A 15,867-nucleotide genomic window follows, 5' to 3' on the forward strand; every position below is an offset into this window, starting at 1 on the left:
CCTTGCGCCCCGCCACCCCCTGCGATCCCCCCTGCGATTCCGACGCCTTCGCCGCGCTGGTGCGGATGCGCCGCGACATCCGGCATTTCCGGCCCGATCCGCTGGACGAGGCCGATGTCGACGCACTGCTGGCGCTCGCCCATGGCGCGCCGTCGGTGGGCCTGTCGCAGCCTTGGCGCTATGTCCGCATCCTCTCCGCCGGGGTGCGCGCGGCGCTGGCGGCGCATGTGGATGACGCGGCGGCGCGTGCGGGCGGCTGTTATGAAGGCGAACGGCGCCGGCTCTACGACAGCCTGAAACTCCATGGCCTGCGGGAAGCGCCGGTCGTCTTCGCCGCCTATTGCGACGAAGACACGCAGACCGGCGCGGGGCTGGGCGCGGCGACCATGGCGGAGGCGCGGCGCTATTCCTGCGTCATGGCGATCCATACATTGTGGCTGGCGGCCCATATGCGCGGGATCGGGTTGGGCTGGGTCTCGATCCTCGATCCGGACCATGTCGACCGGCTGCTGGAGGTGCCGTCCGGCTGGCGCTGCCTTGGCCTGCTCTGCCTGGGCCGGCCGGCCGTGCATGATGACCGTCCGGAACTGGAGCAGCGCGGCTGGGAACGCCGCACCGACTGGCGCGACCATGTCAGCGTGCGTTGATCTGGTCGATCAGGCTGCGGGCGGCGGCGACATAGGCGGGGCCGCCGCACATCGTCCATGCCTGTGGCAGGCGCAGGCGCGGAATGGCGCGCAGGGCGGGGTGGTCCAGCATTTCGCTGCCCTGGTCGGTGATGCCGCCCGCTCTGTCCTCCACGATCAGGAAGTCGGGCTGCGCCGCCACCATCTGCTCGATCGTCAGGCGGGACAGGGCGGGGCGATCCAGCCGGGCGGCGAGGTTGGTGAGGCCCGCGCGATGCATCAGGTCATCGACCAGCGATCCCGTGCCGGTCAGATAGCCGCGGCGCTGGTAGAAGGCGGCGGTGCCGGTCCTGCGCGGGCGCGGCAGCCGGGCGAGCCCGGCATCCATCCGCGCGATCATCGCCTCTCCGCGTGCCGGATGGCCGACCGCGGCGGCGACCTCGCGGATCTGCGCCACGATATCGGCATAGCTGTGGACCGGCGCGAGTGCGATCGTCCGGTAGGTGCCGCTCTCCTTCGCCTGCCCGAGCCCCTTGCGGCGCGCGGGGCGCAGGATGACGAGGTCCGGATCAAGCGCGACGATGTCTTCCGCCGTCCCCCGGCTGACCGGCAGCCGCCGTGCCTTGTCGGCGTCCGTCGACATCGCCGGATCGCGCGAGAGGGGGGTGAGGCCGGCAATCTGCGCGGGGTCCGCCAGCGCCAGAAGATATTGGTCGGCGCACAGGTTGAGCGAGACGATGCGGCGCGGCGGCGGCGGTTCGTCAGCGGCGCCGGCCGATACGGGCGGCGCCAGCATGGCAAGGCCCAGAAAGGCGCAAAGCTCATGGAATGACTGGCGAAAAAGACGCGGCATGGCGACGCCCATGCGTCATATGACCCCGGGACACAAGCGTGACGGGGCGACCGATCCATCTTCAGAGGTCTTCCATGTCTTCCATATTTTCGCTGCCTTTGCTGCCTTCGTTGTCTTTGCCTTCCCGCCTGTCGCGGCTGTTCGCGGCCCTGCTCGTCCTTCTGGCCGCCGCCGCCCTGCTTTCGATGCTGGTCGGATCGGCCGCCATCGCGCCCGGCCGCCTGTGGAGCGCATTATGGCATCCGGGCGACCGCATCGCCGGGATCATCCTGTTCGACCTGCGCCTGCCGCGCACGCTCCTCGCGCTGTCCATCGGCGCGACGCTGGGGCTCGCGGGGGCCGTGGTGCAGGGCTATCTGCGCAATCCGCTGGCCGATCCCTCCGTGCTCGGCACGTCCAACATGGCCGCCTTGGGCGCGGTGCTCGCCATTTATTTCGGCTATGCCGACGCCTGGCCGATGGCGCTGCCGGCCGCCGCGATCCTGGCCGCATTTCTGGGGCTGGTGGTGCTGTTCGTGCTGAACCGCCGCTCGGTGAGCGCCCTCACGCTGATCCTTTCCGGCATCGCCATCGGCACCGTCGCCAGCGCCGGGATCAGCCTTGCGCTCAACCTCTCGCCCAACCCCTTCGCCGCGGCGGAAATCACCAACTGGCTGCTGGGCTCGCTGGACAGCCGGTCGATGAAGCATCTGTGGATGGCGCTGCCGGGCATGGCCGTGGGCGCCATGCTGCTGATGCGCACCGGGCGGGCCATCGACGCGCTGGCGCTTGGCGAAGGCACGGCGATTTCGCTGGGCGTCGATCTTGCCCGCCTGCGCGCGACCATCCTTGCGGCCGTGGCGCTGGCGGTGGGCAGCGCCGTCGCAGTGGCGGGCGCCATCGGGTTCATCGGGTTGATCGTGCCGCATCTGGTGCGCCCGTTCACGGATCGGGCGCCGTCGTCGACGCTGATGCCTTCCGCCTTGGCGGGCGCGGTTCTGCTGACCCTGGCCGATGTTGCCGTGCGTTATGTGCCGACGGCGAATGAACTGAAACTGGGGGTCATCACCGCCATCCTGGGTGTCCCTGTGTTCATCGCCCAGATCCAGCGGCAAGGCGGGGAGGCATGAGGGGGAGCGGTCGGCGCGGCAAGGCGCGGGAACCGGCATGGAAAACAGGTCGGCCCGGCGCAAAATCATGCACTTACGTCGCGGTTCTTTACCTCTTTGAAAGCGTTGCCTGCGAAAACTCGCCCTGAAATAGGGCAACGCGGCACATATGTTGAAACGCATCAGGACTGAAGACGTCAAGCTTGGGATGTTCCTGCACAAGCTGGAAGGCTCGTGGTTCTTGCATCCGTTCTGGAAAAGCAAATTGCTGCTGGACAGTGCGGATCAGCTTGCGGAACTCAAGGCAAGCAAGGTGGAATGGGTCCAGATCGACACGTCGAAGGGCCTGGATATCCGCGTGGACGATCCCATGCCGGCGGCGCGCACGCTTGCGCCCGCGGCACCGGCCGGGCGGCGGGAAGGCACGTTCGGGCGCGCCCGCGCGCCTGGGGCCGCGGCGGCACATTGGTCGACGACCCGCACGGCGGTCGAGCCCTTCGATCCCCTGTCGAAGGCGCGGCGCTCGATCGAGGCGGAGATGGCGCAGGCCACCGGCCTTGTGCGCAAATCGACAAAGACCATGAAGAAGGTGTTCGACGCCGCCCGCCTGGGCAAGGCCGTGAAGCTGGCGACGCTGGAACCGATCATCGATGAAATCTCCTGCTCGGTCCAGCGCAACCCCCAGGCGTTCATGGCGGTCTCGCGCCTGAAGAAGACGAGCGAATATCTCTATCTGCATTCCCTGTCCGTCTGCGCGCTGATGATCAGCCTGGCGCATCAGCTGCGCCTGGGGCCGGAGGAAACGCAGCAGGCGGGGCTTGCCGGCCTGCTGATGGACGCCGGCATGGGCCATGTGCCGCAGGAGATCTGGGACAAGGGCTCAGAGATGACGCCCGAGGAACGGACCGTGATGCAGGGCCATACCAGGCTGGCCCGCGAAATCCTGGGCATGGGCGGTGAACTGCCCGAAGCGGTGCTCGACGTCTGCCTGCATCATCATGAGCGGCTGGACGGCAGCGGCTATCCCGATGGGCTGGCGGGCGACCAGATCAGCCTGTTCGCCCGTATGGCGGCGATTTGCGACACCTATGATGCGATGACGTCCAACCGGACCCACAGGCGGGGTGAAGATCCCTCGGCGGTGCTGCTGCAGATCGAGGGCGCCGGCATATTGTTCGACGCGGAGATCTTCGCGGCCTTCCAGCGGGCGGTGGGCATCTACCCGGTCGGTTCGCTGGTCCGGCTGAGGAGCCACAGGCTGGCCGTCGTCATCGACCAGAATCCGGAGGACGTGACCCTGCCAAAGGTGCGCGCCTTCTATTCGCTGCACGACATGGCGTTCGAAACGACCGAGGATATCGACCTGAGCAACTGTTTCGGCAGGGACCAGATCATCGCCCGCGAAACGCCGGAAAACTGGGGCATCACGGACTGGGACGCGATGAGCGCCAGGCTGGTCACGGGTAAGCGCTGAACGGCGCGGCCGCCGCTGGAGCGGTGGACGATGGGATGGAATCGTTCATCGTCCCGATTGTCTTTTGTGTTCCGTATCCTGCGCGCCGTCGGCTGTTCCAGCCGACTTCGGAATGCCCTACTATGTGCTAATCCGTCCGGGCAACCGCATGCCGATGTGACGCCGATGTGACAGGGCCGGACCGACCGCCCCGGCATCGCGTGCGCATGCGTCATGGCGCTGTCGCCGTGGCGAGGATCAGCGAGAACAGCGCCTCTTCATCCTGCCATTCCGCGCGCGGTTCCCAACCGGCGGCGCGCAGCAGCAGGCGGCTGTCGCGCGGGCCATATTTGTGGCTGCTCTCGCTATGGACGGTCTCGCCCTGCGCCATGGCGAAGGGGATGCCGTCGATATGGAAGCGGATGTCGCGCAGCGCCTCCAGATGCATTTCGATCCGGGCGGCGCTTTCATTCCAGATCGCGCGATGGGCAAAGGCGTCGACGGGGATGTCGCCATCCAGCTCGCGGTTGATCCGGTGGAGCAGGTTGAGGTTGAAAGCTGCCGTCACCCCGGCGGCATCGTCATAGGCGGGGATCAGCCGCTCGACCGGCTTGATGCGGTCCATGCCGATGAGCAGCATGGCGCCCTGTTCCGGCGGCTGTCCGGGCGAATGCTGTCCCGGAGAATGCTGGCTCAGCGACTGGCGCATGGCCCGCAGCAGGTTGACGGCATCGGCCGGTTCCTGGTTGCCGATGGTCGATCCGGGAAAGAAGCCGAGCATGGGCAGGCGGGAAATCGCATCGGGCAGGCGGACGGGCGCGTTGAAATCGGCCGCGATGGGGATCACCGGCAGGCCGGGGAAGCGCCGGGCGAGGGCGAGGCTGCTGTCATGCAGGAAGGCGCCGCTGATGTCGATCGGCACATAGGCGGCGGGCGCGATCGCCTCCAGCAGCAGCGGCGTCTTGCGCGCGCTGCCCGCGCCGAATTCCACCACCGCCCGGCCGCCGCCCACCGCCTTTGCGACCTGCGGGCCGATATCGGCCAGCAACCGCGCTTCCGTGCGGGTCACATAATATTCCGGCAGGTCGGTGATCGCCTCGAACAGTTCGGAGCCGCGACGGTCGTAGAACCAGACCGGCGGGGTCGCTTTCGGGCTGCGTGCGAACCCCTCCAGCATGGCGCGCCGGAACGCCGGATCGGCGAGCGGCCTGTCGACAAGCGCGCGGGTCTGGATGTCGGAGGTCAGCAGCATCGCTCAAAGATCCTTCGCCAGCCGCAGCCCGGTGAACTGCCAGCGTTGGTGGGGGTAGAAGAAATTGCGGTAGCTGGCGCGCACATGCCCGCGCGGCGTGGCGCAGCTGCCGCCTTTCAGCACATACTGGCCGGACATGAACTTGCCATTATATTCGCCCACCGCGCCGGGTGCGGGGCGGAAGCCGGGATGGGGGCGATAGGCGCTGCCCGTCCATTCCCATACATCGCCGAACATCTGGGCGAGCGTGCCGTCATAATCGCCGGGCAGCGGGCGCGGGCAGGCGGCCCCGTCCAGCTGCACGCCGCTCCAGGGGGAGATGGTCTGGGCCGCGCTCTCCCATTCCGCCTCGGTGGGCAGGCGCGCGCCGGCCCAGCTGGCATAGGCGTCCGCCTCGAAGAAGCTGATATGGGTGACGGGCGCGGCAAGGTCGACGGGGCGGCGGCCATCGAGGTCGAAGGCAGTCCAGCCGCTCTCCTCCCGCCGCCAGTAGAGCGGCGCGGCGATGGCTTCGGCCTGCACCCATGCCCAGCCATCCGATAGCCAGTGGCGGGGCTCGCGATAGCCGCCATCTTCGATGAAGGCGATCCATTCGCCATTGGTGACGGGGCGATGGGCCAGGGCATGGCGGGCGAGCACCGCCTTGTGGCGCGGCGTCTCGCAATCGAAGGCAAAGCCGGAGGACGGATCATGCCCGATCTCCACCAGGCTCTGCCGCCCCTCCAGCCAGTGAAGCGGGCCGGGCATCGGCACCGGAGTGGAGGGCCTGGCCGGAAACATCGCCGGCTCCAGCGGGTTCTGCGCGAACAGGTGCAGCATGTCCGTCAGCAGCAGTTCCTGATGCTGCTGCTCATGCTGCAGGCCAAGGGTGACGAGATCGTGGATCGCATCGCCAAGCGAGGGGATCGCCTGCGCCATGGCGGTGTCGACATGGGTGCGATAGGCGCGGATTTCGTCCAGTGCCGGCCGGGTCAGCAGGCCCCGCCGCGCGCGCGCCTGGCGCGGGCCTTCCGCCTCATAATAGCTGTTGAACAGATAGGCGTAGCGTGCGTCGAACGGCCGGTAATAGGGCACATGGTCGCGCAGCACGAAGCTTTCGAAGAACCAGCTCGTATGGGCCAGATGCCATTTCGCGGGCGAGGCGTCCGGCATCGACTGGACGGTGGCGTCGGCATCGCTCAGCGGCGCGGCAAGCGCCTGGGTCAGGGCGCGGACGGAACGATAATGCTCCGCCAGATCGTCATGCCTGTACGCGGTCCGGCTGGTTGCCATGCTCGCCCTTCCCGATACGGTGTGCCGCTCTCGTCCCGGCAAGAGCGCATGACCGGGGGATTATGTTCCCATATCCGGGCAAGGTCACGCGATTGTTACGGGTTCGTCAGAAAATTTCCGGGCGGGCGAAGAGCCGGCGGGCTACAGGGTTGCTGCGGGGGCGTTTACCCCTGTTTGAGTGCGGCGAAGGGCACCCGCTGGCTGATGGCGACGGTGCCGTCCAGCATCTGCACCTCCATCAGCACGGCCGGGTCTTTCGGCCCCCAGTCGATGGTCAGGCGGCCGAAATTGGGGGCCAGCGGCGCCTTGGCGATGCGGTTGCGATTGGGGCCGAACACCTCCCACACCTGCGTCAGGCCCGAAGAGGTCAGGTCGTAGAGCGGATAGGGCACCCCGTCCGACAGGCGCGACAGCTCGGCATAATGGGTGTCGCCGGAGATCATGACGAGATTTTCGACCTGCGCGAAGTCGATGAGGTCGAGCAGCCGCTGGTGATCGGCCTGGAAGTTGATCCACGCCTCATAGCCCGGCTGGTCGGCCAGCACCTGCGTCGAGGAGGCGAAGATGCGCAGGTCGGCCGGCTTGCGCAACTCGGCCTCCAGCCACTGCCATTGCTCCGCGCCCAGCATCGTCGCCCTGGGATCGGGATTGACGAAATATTGCCCCCGGTCTTCCGGCTCGACGCTGAGGCCCGTGAGCGGCGTGCGGAACCAGCGATTGTCGGGCAGGATCACCTGCACGCGCTTGCCCTTCGGCCCGAAGACATAGCTGGTGTAGAGACCGTCATGGCTGCGGCGGAAACCGTCGGCGGGCTCGTTCCAGAATTCCAGGAACAGCGCCTTCGATTCTGTCTTCATCGGATATTCGAAGCCGCCGTCGTTGACGCCATAATCATGGTCGTCCCACGTCGCGATGCAGCGGGCATTGGTGCGCAGCGTGCGGAAGCCGGGCTTTTCGCTGAGCTTCTTATATTTGGCGCGCATCACGCCCATGTCTTGCGTGTCGCCATAGATATTGTCGCCAAGGAAGATGAACAGTTCCGGGTTCCAGGCATTCACCCGGTCCCAGATCGGCTGTTCCTTGTCCTGATGCGCGCAGGAGCCGAAGGCGATGCGGGTCAGCGCCGGCTCGCTCGTGGCGGCCTGCGCGGGGGAGAGGGCGGCGATGGTGGTGGCCGCCATGCCGCCGGCCAACAGGCCGCGACGGTCGATCTCCCCCGCCATGGCTCAGAACCCCTTGCGCAGGGTGACGAAGAACTGGCGCGGCGCGGCGGGCAGCAGCGTCTGCGCGTCGCCGCTGTTGCCGAAGCCGCCCGAACCGACGGTGCCGACATAATCCTCGTCGAACAGGTTCGTCACCGATCCCTCGATGGCGAAGCCGGTCAGGAAGCCCATGCCTTCGGGCACCTTGATGCCGATGCTGGCGTCGGCCGCCACCCGGCCGCCGACCGACTGGTCGTTGGTGTAGGTATAGTAGCGCTTCGACATATAGTTGGCGCCGATCCGGCCGAAGAACAGGTCGCCGTCATAGGCGATTTCGGCCGAGGCGATGTGGCGCGGGCTGTCCACCACGGTCTTGCCCCTGAGCGGCACGACGATGTCGATGACATTGCCGTTCGCGTCCAGGCCGTTGTTCACCACATCGTCGCGATAGGAGGAGTCGTTATAGGCATAGGAGGCCGTCGCGCTGAGGCCGCGCATCAGCGTGACCGTGCCCGATGCCTCGAAGCCGTAGGAGCGGACGGAGCCCACATTCTGCAGGGACGGCAGCAGGCCGAGGATGGGCGAGCCCACCTGGACGCTGAGCTGCCGGTCCTTGAAGTCGACATAATAAGCGGCGAGCGATCCCTGGAATGGGCCGGAGCGGAAGCGCGCGCCGCCCTCGATCGTCTTCGACGTCTCGGGCTTCAGCGTCGCCCGGCTGGCCGCGAACGAAGCGTCGCTCTGGCCGAAGATGCTGGCCGTCGCCGCCGACACGAAGGGACGGATATTCTCGGTATAGTTGACGAACAGCTCGGCATTGTCGGTGACGTGGAACAGCGCGCCGACCTGGGGCAGGAACCAGTCTTCCGAATCGATGCTGCCTTCCGCAAGGCCGCCCTTGACGATGGGGGTGGCGTGGTTCTTGACCCGCACGCCCTTGAACCCGCCCGACAATGTGAAGGCACCGAGTTCAAGCCGGTCCATCACATAATATTGCATGGTCTCCGTATCGTAGTGGAAATCCCACTGGGTGAAGAACGGGTTGGTCTGGAACTTCAGGCTGTCGCGCGACGATCCGGCAAGCGTGTCCGCCAGCCCGTAGAAGCGCCGTGCCTGGCGGAAATCATTGCTCTCGTACCAGCCGCCGATCTCCAGCCGGTTCGGCCCCGTCTCCCATACGACGCTGCCCAGCGTTCCTGCCCGGTCCATGTCATATTCGGTGGTGCGGATGGAGACGGGCGCACCGCCGGGCGTGGGCGTATAGGGGGTCCACCACAGGCCCTGGCCGTGGTTGTTGTGATAATAGCCCTGCAGCTTGAACTGGATGCCGTCGGTGATCGGCGTTTCGAAGGTGAGGCTGGTCAGCCAGTCGCGGCGCAGGCCGGCCGCGTCGAAATAGCCGTCGTCGGCCGTCGCCAGCGGGGAGGGGAAGGCGAAGCCATAGCCCGGAAAGGGCCGCGGGCTCTGCGGGAAGGCCGATCCGTTGGCGGCCAGCCATGCCTGGTTCTGCAAGATGGCGCCGACGGCATAGGCGGTCGGCCAGTCGTTGGAGATATTGTCCCAGTCGCGGCCCAGCCGCTGGATCATGCCCATCGACATGTCCTGATAGTCGTTCTCGCGCCGGTCGGAGAAGTTGACGAAGCCGGTGATCTTGCCGTTGCCGACATCGGCCACGACCTTGGCATTCACCTGATGCTGGCGCTGTTCGCCCCAGCCCTTCCACTTGTCGGTCGTGAGATAGCCATAGCTCACATAACCGCGCACGCCGCCCAGGTCGCCGCTGTCGAGGCGCACGAAGCCGCGCATGGTGTTGTCGCTGCCATAGGTGGCCGACGCCGCGATGCCCAGATCCCTGGACGGATCGCGCGAGGTGAAGGCGAGCGTGCCGCCAAGGTTGCTGGTGGACGCGGTGGCAAGGTTGCCCGCGCCCTGGCTGACCGCGACCGAACCCAGATTTTCCGAGATGATCGCGCGGCTGATGTGCAGGCCGTTATAATTGCCATAGCTCATGTCGCCCAGCGGCACGCCGTCCAGCGTGAAGCCGAGCTGGTTCTGGTTGAAGCCGCGCAGCGAGATGCGCGAGGACCATTCATAGGCGCCAAAGGCATCGGCCGACTGGAAATTGACGCCGGGCAGCTTCTGGATCGCTTTCAGCGGGGTCGTGCCGGGGGTCAGCAGGGCGATATCGTCCTTGCCGATGGACTGGACCTGGCGGGTTTCGCCAAAGCCGTAGACGACGATGGCATCGTCAGCCGCTTCGGCGGGGGCGGGATCGGCGGCAGGTTCCTGCGCCAGGGCGGCTGCCGGGATCAGGGCCGCAAGGGCGACCGTGGCCAACAAGGAATGAAACGCGATGCGCATGGATGGTCTCCCTGTGTCTGTGCGGGAGCGATTGCCTGTCGGGGATGACGTTTTGGCGGCAGGTCGATTGCGATTGCGTTACGAAAAGAAGCGCCAATATGACGATGTGAAAATATCACACATGGCAGGCGCCGTGCCGCGCTTCGCCCCGGTCAGCCGTCGGCAAAGTCGAAGGGCGCGCTCACCCGGTGGAAATCCTCCGGCATCACCTGCCGGCCGATGGGCGGGGCGGATCGGGCGGTGCAGCCGGTGCGATGGCACAGGCGGCAGGTGACGCCGATGGGCGTCGCCGGCTGGGCGCGCAGGTCGCCCTGGCCCTGGGTATAGACGAGCTTGCCCGCATGTTCGGCCGCACAGCAGAGCGCAATGGCGCGCTCCACCTGCAACGCGCCATGGACGCCGCCGCCCGCCGTCACCGTGCGCGCGATGGAGAAGAAGCGCTGGCCGTCCGGCAGCTCCAGCCATTGCGTCAATATCTGCCGGGGCATGCGGAAGGTCTGGTGCAGCGACCAGAGCGGGCAGGCGCCGCCATGGCGCGCGAAGGGGAATCCGGCGCCGTCCAGCCGCTTCGACACATTGCCCGCCGGATCGACCCGGATGAAGAAGAAGGGCACGCGCTCCTGCCCCGGCTTCTGCAGGGTGGTCAGGCGGTGCGCGGTCTGCTCGAAGCTGGTGCCGAACTGGCGGGCCAGCGCTTCCACATCGTAGCGCCGGGCCTCGACCGCCTTGGCGAAGGCGGAATAGGGCATGATGAGTGCGGCGGCGGCATAGCTGGCGAGCGCGCGGCGGGCGAGGCGCTGGCTGGAGACATTGGCGAAGCTGCCGTCCTTCAGCAGCGCGTCGATCTCGCCGCGCATCTCCAGATAGACGATCTGGAGCGCGAGCTGGAAATTCTGGCTCGCGCCGTCCAGCGTCTCGTTGAGCCAGATCTCCTCGCGGTGCCGGTCCAGCCGGCGCATCGTGCCCATCATCACGTCGGCGGGCAGGCGGCGGACGCGCAGCCGGTGGCGGGTCTTGAGATGCCCCGCCATGCCGTCATGCCCGCCGATCTCCTGCGCCAGCCGTTCGGCGCTGTCGTCCAGCAGCGGGAAGCTGTTGTGGCGCGCGGCGATGAAGCGCCGGGCCTCGGCCACCGGATCGGACGCATCCTCCGCGTCGCCGGGCGCGCCGGCCCCCGCGCTGCGGTCGGCGAGCGCCAGCTGTTCCTCGCGATAGGAGGTGTAGAGCCGCAGCAGCGCCTCGGTGATGCCGGGATAGTTGGTCGCCGCGTCCGCCACTTCCAGCGCGGGCAGGTCGATGTCCGCGAACATCGGGTCCTTCAGCACGCCCTGCAGCCGCGCGCCATATTCCGCGCCGCCGTCGCCGGCCAGGTCGGCCATGTCCATCTTGTAGGTGCGGGCCAGGCGCAGCAGCATGTCGGCGGTCAGCGGCCGCTGGTTGCGTTCCAGCAGCGCGACATAGGAGGGCGAGATGTCGAGATCGCTCGCCATGTTCGCCTGCGTCAGGCCCAGCTCGCGCCGCAGGCGCTTGAGGCGTGGCCCCATGTAAACCGGCCGATCGTTGGACATGGCGAAGCTCCGACAGGGCGACCCGTCTTCTCGACAGGTCGTGTCCTTACATCCTTACACAAATAGCTTGTAAAGTTTTACAGGTAAACCTCGGAAGGCATCCACAGCGCCAAAGGATGGGCGTAGGCGAAGCGTCATCACGCCGCCCTTCCAGTCGAGGATCACCGCTCATGTCCTACCAGAATCACATCACGCAGACCAATGCGCTCATTTCCCGCTACAATGGCGCATGGGACGGCATCAGCGCCGAATCCGTCGCGCGCATGAAGCTGCAGAACCGTTTCCAGACCGGCCTCGACATCGCGCGCTACACCGCCGCGATCATGCGCCGCGACATGGCCGCCTATGATGCCGATCCGGCCAACTACACCCAGTCGCTGGGCTGCTGGCACGGCTTTATCGGCCAGCAGAAGATGATCAGCATCAAGAAGCATTTCGGCTCCACCGAGCGGCGCTACCTGTATCTGTCCGGCTGGATGGTCGCCGCGCTGCGCAGCGACTTCGGTCCGCTGCCCGACCAGTCGATGCACGAGAAGACCAGCGTTCCCGCGCTGATCGAGGAACTCTACACCTTCCTGCGTCAGGCCGACGCCCGCGAGCTGGGCATGATGTTCCGCGAGATCGACGCCGCGCGCGCCGCCGGTAATCAAGTCGAGGAACAGCGGCTGCTCAATGCCGTCGACAATTATCAGACGCATGTCGTTCCGATCATCGCCGATATCGATGCGGGCTTCGGCAATGCCGAGGCGACCTATCTGCTCGCCCGGAAGATGATCGAGGCGGGGGCCTGCGCCCTGCAGATCGAGAACCAGGTTTCCGACGAGAAGCAGTGCGGCCATCAGGACGGCAAGGTCACGGTGCCGCATGAGGACTTCCTGGCGAAGGTCCGCGCCTGCCGCTACGCCTTCCTGGAACTGGGCGTCGAGGACGGCATCATCGTCACCCGCACCGACTCGCTGGGTGCCGGTCTCACCAAGCAGATCGCGGTCAGCACGGCGCCGGGCGACATTGGCGACCAGTATAACGGCTTCCTCGACTGCGAGGAGATCGACCCGGCGACCGCGCGCAACGGCGATGTCATCCTGAACCGCGACGGCAAGCTGCTGCGGCCCAAGCGCCTGCCCAGCAACCTGTTCGAGTTTCGCAAGGGCACGGGCGAGGATCGCTGCGTGCTGGACTGCATCACCTCGCTGCAGAACGGCGCCGACCTGCTGTGGATCGAAACCGAGAAGCCGCATATCGAGCAGATCGCGGGCATGGTCGACCGCATCCGGGAAGTCATTCCCAATGCGAAGCTGGTCTACAACAACTCGCCCTCGTTCAACTGGACGCTGAACTTCCGCCAGCAGGTGTTCGATGCGTGGAGCGAAGCGGGCAAGGACGTGTCGGCCTATGACCGTGCGAAGCTGATGTCGGTCGATTATGACGGCACGGCGCTGGCCGACGAGGCGGACGAGAAGATCCGCACCTTCCAGCGCGACGCGGCGGCGCGTGCCGGCATCTTCCATCACCTCATCACCCTGCCGACCTATCACACGGCGGCGCTCAGCACCGACAATCTCGCCAGGGAATATTTCGGCGAGGCCGGCATGCTGGGCTACGTCAAGGGCGTGCAGCGCAAGGAGATTCGCGAAGGGATCGCCTGCGTGAAGCATCAGAATATGTCGGGTTCCGACATCGGTGACGACCACAAGGAATATTTCGCCGGCGAAGCCGCGCTGAAGGCCGGTGGCGCCCACAACACGATGAACCAGTTCGCGGCATGAAGATGTCCACGGGGCGCTGGCCAAAAGCCGGTGCCCCGGGGATGGGGAGAGAGACGGTCCGGGGATGCAGCCCCCGGACCGTCTTTTTGTCGTGGAGGATCGTGCGCGGCATGAGGTTCGGAGCCTGCAGGCGGGCCGGATCACATGCGCAAACCGCTCCAGGCTTTTGATGTGACGCATTTTCTGAGCCGTCTGGTGATTCCACCTGACTGGAAAATGCTCTAAGCGACGCGCCGGGCCGGGGCGGTTTCCGGAGCGGGCCGGGCCGGGCCGCCGCCGGTCGTCAGGTGGCGACCGATATCGTCGCTGCCCAGCCAGGCGCGCAATGCGTCCACCGTCATCGGCCGCGCGAACAGGAAGCCCTGCGCCATGTGGCAGCCCAGCTCGCGCATCTGCTCCAGCTGGCGCATATTCTCGATACCCTCGACGATGCAGTCGAGCGCCATGGTCTTGCAGAGCCCCAGGATCGCGGTCACGATGTTCCGGCGTGAGGGTTCGTGCAGGTCGGCGACGAAACTGCGGTCCACCTTGATCTTGTCGAGCGGCAGCTGGCGCAGATAGCTGAGGCTGGAATAGCCGGTGCCGAAATCGTCCAGCGCGACATGCGCGCCCATTGCCCGCAGCCTGTGCAGGGCATCGACCGCCAGGTCGAAATCCCGCATCAGCGCCGTCTCCGTCAGTTCGAAGGTGATCGTCTCGGGCGGGATTTCGGCCGCGCGGGTCAGCGCCACGATCGTCGCGATCGTCTCGGGCGATGCGATGTCGTTGGCGGAAAGGTTGAAGGACAGGCCGATGCCCGGCGGCAGCGTTTCCGCCTGCCGCAGCGCCTTTTCGAACAGGGTGAGGGTGATGGCGTGGATCAGGCCGACGCGCTCGGCAATGCCGATGAACCGCTCGGGCGACACCGGGCCGACCGTGGGGCTGGTCCAGCGGGCCAGCGCCTCGACACCGATCACGGCCATCCTGTCCGTGTCGACGATCGGCTGGAAATGCACTTCCATTTCCGCCTCGAAATCGGCGCTCTGCAGGGCGGCCTCGATAGCGCGCTCGGAGCGGATGCGGGTTTCATGCTCCAGCGAGAACAGCGCGCAGCCGCCCGCCCGCCGCGATTTGACATGATAGAGCGCATAGTCGGAGCGGTCGAACAGCTCATGCGCGCTCGTCCCGGCATCCGGGAAGATCGCCATGCCGCAGGAACAGCCGAGCGTGATGCGGATGTCGTCGAACATGAAGGGCTGGCCGATCAGGTCACACAGCATCTGGCCCACGCGCATCGCGTCGCCCGCGCCATGGGTCAGGATCAGGCCGAATTCGTCGCCGCCCAGCCGCGCGATGACCATGTCCGGGCCGGACACCGCATAAAGGCGGTCGCCGATCTCGCCCAGCAGCCGGTCGCCCAGCACATGGCCGTAGGTGTCGTTGACCGGCTTGAACCGGTCGAGGTCCATCACGCCGACGACAAAGGGTTCCCGGTCTTTCCGGCGCTGGGCGATCAGCTCTTCCAGGCGGGAGAAGAAGAAGCGGCGATTGGGCAGTCCGGTCAGGCTGTCGGTATGGGCCAGGCGCGCATTCTCGTCGCTCAGCCGCTGCGCCTCGGCCTGCTTGCTGGCCAGTTCCGCGCGGGATTCCACCATGATCGTGAAGCTGCGGAAGCTGGAGAGCAGCACATGGATCATCACTGCCGTCACCAGCGCGATATTGGTCGCGATGGCGATGAACACCGGTTCGCCCGACCAGAGATAATAGACCATATAGGGAATGGTCACGAGCACGGTGACGAGCAGCGCCGCCTGCGGCAGGCTCATCAGGCAGAAGATGCAGCCGATCACCGTGATCGCGATGAACAGCGCGACATGGCCGCGCGCAAAGGCGCCGCCATAGCGGTCGAGCATCAGCGACCATGCGACGAAGGCGACCGCCAGCAGGCCGGCGAAAAGGGTGGTCCGGCGCAGTTTCCCGATGGCGGCCTCTGCCGTGATCGCGGTGCGCATGGGCATGATCCAGGCGATCATCCGCGTCAGGCAGATGCCGGTAAGGATCATGCTGGCGCCGATGGTCAGGCTGTCGGGCGCGATGCCGAAATGGGTGTAGGCGACCGCCCAGCCGTTCACCGTCAACAGCGCATAGAGAAAGGGAACCTGCCGGCGCAGCGCGTGAAACTGCGCAACGGCCACGACCGGATTGGTTCGTCGCAGCATAAGCCAGGAAAAGGAATCGAACCGGGGCGGCATATACTGTCTGGAATCTCCCTCGTTCGGGAGGCCATCGCAAAAATAGTTTAAGCGTGGCTTAAACGGCGAGGGCAGCGGGCGTCGCGATCTGGTCCCGATGAGCATAGCTGCGGCCTAAGCCTATGAAATATTGTGGCCGTTGCCGGTCTTCCCGCGACATCGAAATTGTTTTCGGGAGGGAGAGGGCGGACGGTC

General features: G+C 66.4%; 11 protein-coding genes. 4 read left to right on the top strand and 7 right to left on the bottom strand.

Going from position 1 to position 15,867, the window contains the following annotated elements:
• The first annotated feature begins 2 nt into the window (after positions 1 to 2).
• Entirely contained in the window at positions 3 to 647 is a 645-nt protein-coding gene (gene bluB, locus WFP78_RS10460; protein WP_336961540.1) for a 5,6-dimethylbenzimidazole synthase, read from the top strand.
• Here bluB and WFP78_RS10465 read toward each other — a convergent pair.
• Positions 634 to 1,479, bottom strand: a complete 846-nt coding sequence (locus WFP78_RS10465; protein WP_419722945.1) for an ABC transporter substrate-binding protein — start codon at positions 1,477 to 1,479, stop codon at positions 634 to 636. The genes bluB and WFP78_RS10465 overlap by 14 nt on opposite strands.
• A gap of 110 nt (positions 1,480 to 1,589) precedes the next feature.
• Here WFP78_RS10465 and WFP78_RS10470 point away from each other — a divergent pair, with 110 nt between their 5' ends.
• Both WFP78_RS10470 and WFP78_RS10475 read left to right on the top strand, forming a co-directional pair.
• Positions 1,590 to 2,588 (top strand): FecCD family ABC transporter permease, encoded by a 999-nt coding sequence (locus tag WFP78_RS10470; RefSeq protein ID WP_419722946.1) that lies wholly within the window; start codon positions 1,590 to 1,592, stop codon positions 2,586 to 2,588.
• Positions 2,589 to 2,736: 148 nt separating this feature from the next.
• Positions 2,737 to 4,041: an HD-GYP domain-containing protein gene (locus WFP78_RS10475; protein WP_336961543.1), complete on the top strand. Its 1,305-nt coding sequence runs from the start codon at positions 2,737 to 2,739 to the stop codon at positions 4,039 to 4,041.
• 211 nt (positions 4,042 to 4,252) lie between these two features.
• Here WFP78_RS10475 and egtD read toward each other — a convergent pair whose 3' ends face one another.
• The 5 genes from egtD to WFP78_RS10500 form a co-directional block, all read right to left on the bottom strand.
• Positions 4,253 to 5,272, bottom strand: coding sequence for an L-histidine N(alpha)-methyltransferase (gene egtD / locus WFP78_RS10480; protein ID WP_336961546.1), 1,020 nt, complete (start codon positions 5,270 to 5,272; stop codon positions 4,253 to 4,255).
• A gap of 3 nt (positions 5,273 to 5,275) precedes the next feature.
• Entirely contained in the window at positions 5,276 to 6,544 is a 1,269-nt protein-coding gene (egtB, locus tag WFP78_RS10485; protein ID WP_336961549.1) for an ergothioneine biosynthesis protein EgtB, read from the bottom strand.
• Positions 6,545 to 6,708: 164 nt separating this feature from the next.
• A complete protein-coding gene (locus WFP78_RS10490; protein WP_336961552.1) occupies positions 6,709 to 7,767 on the bottom strand; it encodes an alkaline phosphatase D family protein in 1,059 nt (352 codons plus the stop codon).
• 3 nt (positions 7,768 to 7,770) lie between these two features.
• Positions 7,771 to 10,107: a TonB-dependent receptor gene (locus WFP78_RS10495; protein WP_336961555.1), complete on the bottom strand. Its 2,337-nt coding sequence runs from the start codon at positions 10,105 to 10,107 to the stop codon at positions 7,771 to 7,773.
• A 152-nt stretch (positions 10,108 to 10,259) separates the two neighbouring features.
• On the bottom strand, positions 10,260 to 11,675 hold the full coding sequence (locus tag WFP78_RS10500) for a helix-turn-helix domain-containing protein (protein ID WP_336961557.1): 1,416 nt from the start codon (positions 11,673 to 11,675) through the stop codon (positions 10,260 to 10,262).
• 170 nt (positions 11,676 to 11,845) lie between these two features.
• Between WFP78_RS10500 and WFP78_RS10505 the strand changes: the two genes are divergently transcribed.
• The gene (locus WFP78_RS10505; protein ID WP_336961559.1) at positions 11,846 to 13,441 is read left to right on the top strand and encodes an isocitrate lyase; all 1,596 of its coding nucleotides are present in this window, start codon (positions 11,846 to 11,848) and stop codon (positions 13,439 to 13,441) included.
• Between the two features lie 221 nt (positions 13,442 to 13,662).
• Here WFP78_RS10505 and WFP78_RS10510 read toward each other — a convergent pair whose 3' ends face one another.
• Positions 13,663 to 15,639: a putative bifunctional diguanylate cyclase/phosphodiesterase gene (locus WFP78_RS10510; protein ID WP_336961562.1), complete on the bottom strand. Its 1,977-nt coding sequence runs from the start codon at positions 15,637 to 15,639 to the stop codon at positions 13,663 to 13,665.
• Positions 15,640 to 15,867: the final 228 nt, after the last annotated feature.

It is taken from the genome of Sphingobium aquiterrae (assembly GCF_037154135.1).
Classification (GTDB): Bacteria; Pseudomonadota; Alphaproteobacteria; order Sphingomonadales; family Sphingomonadaceae; genus Sphingobium; species Sphingobium aquiterrae.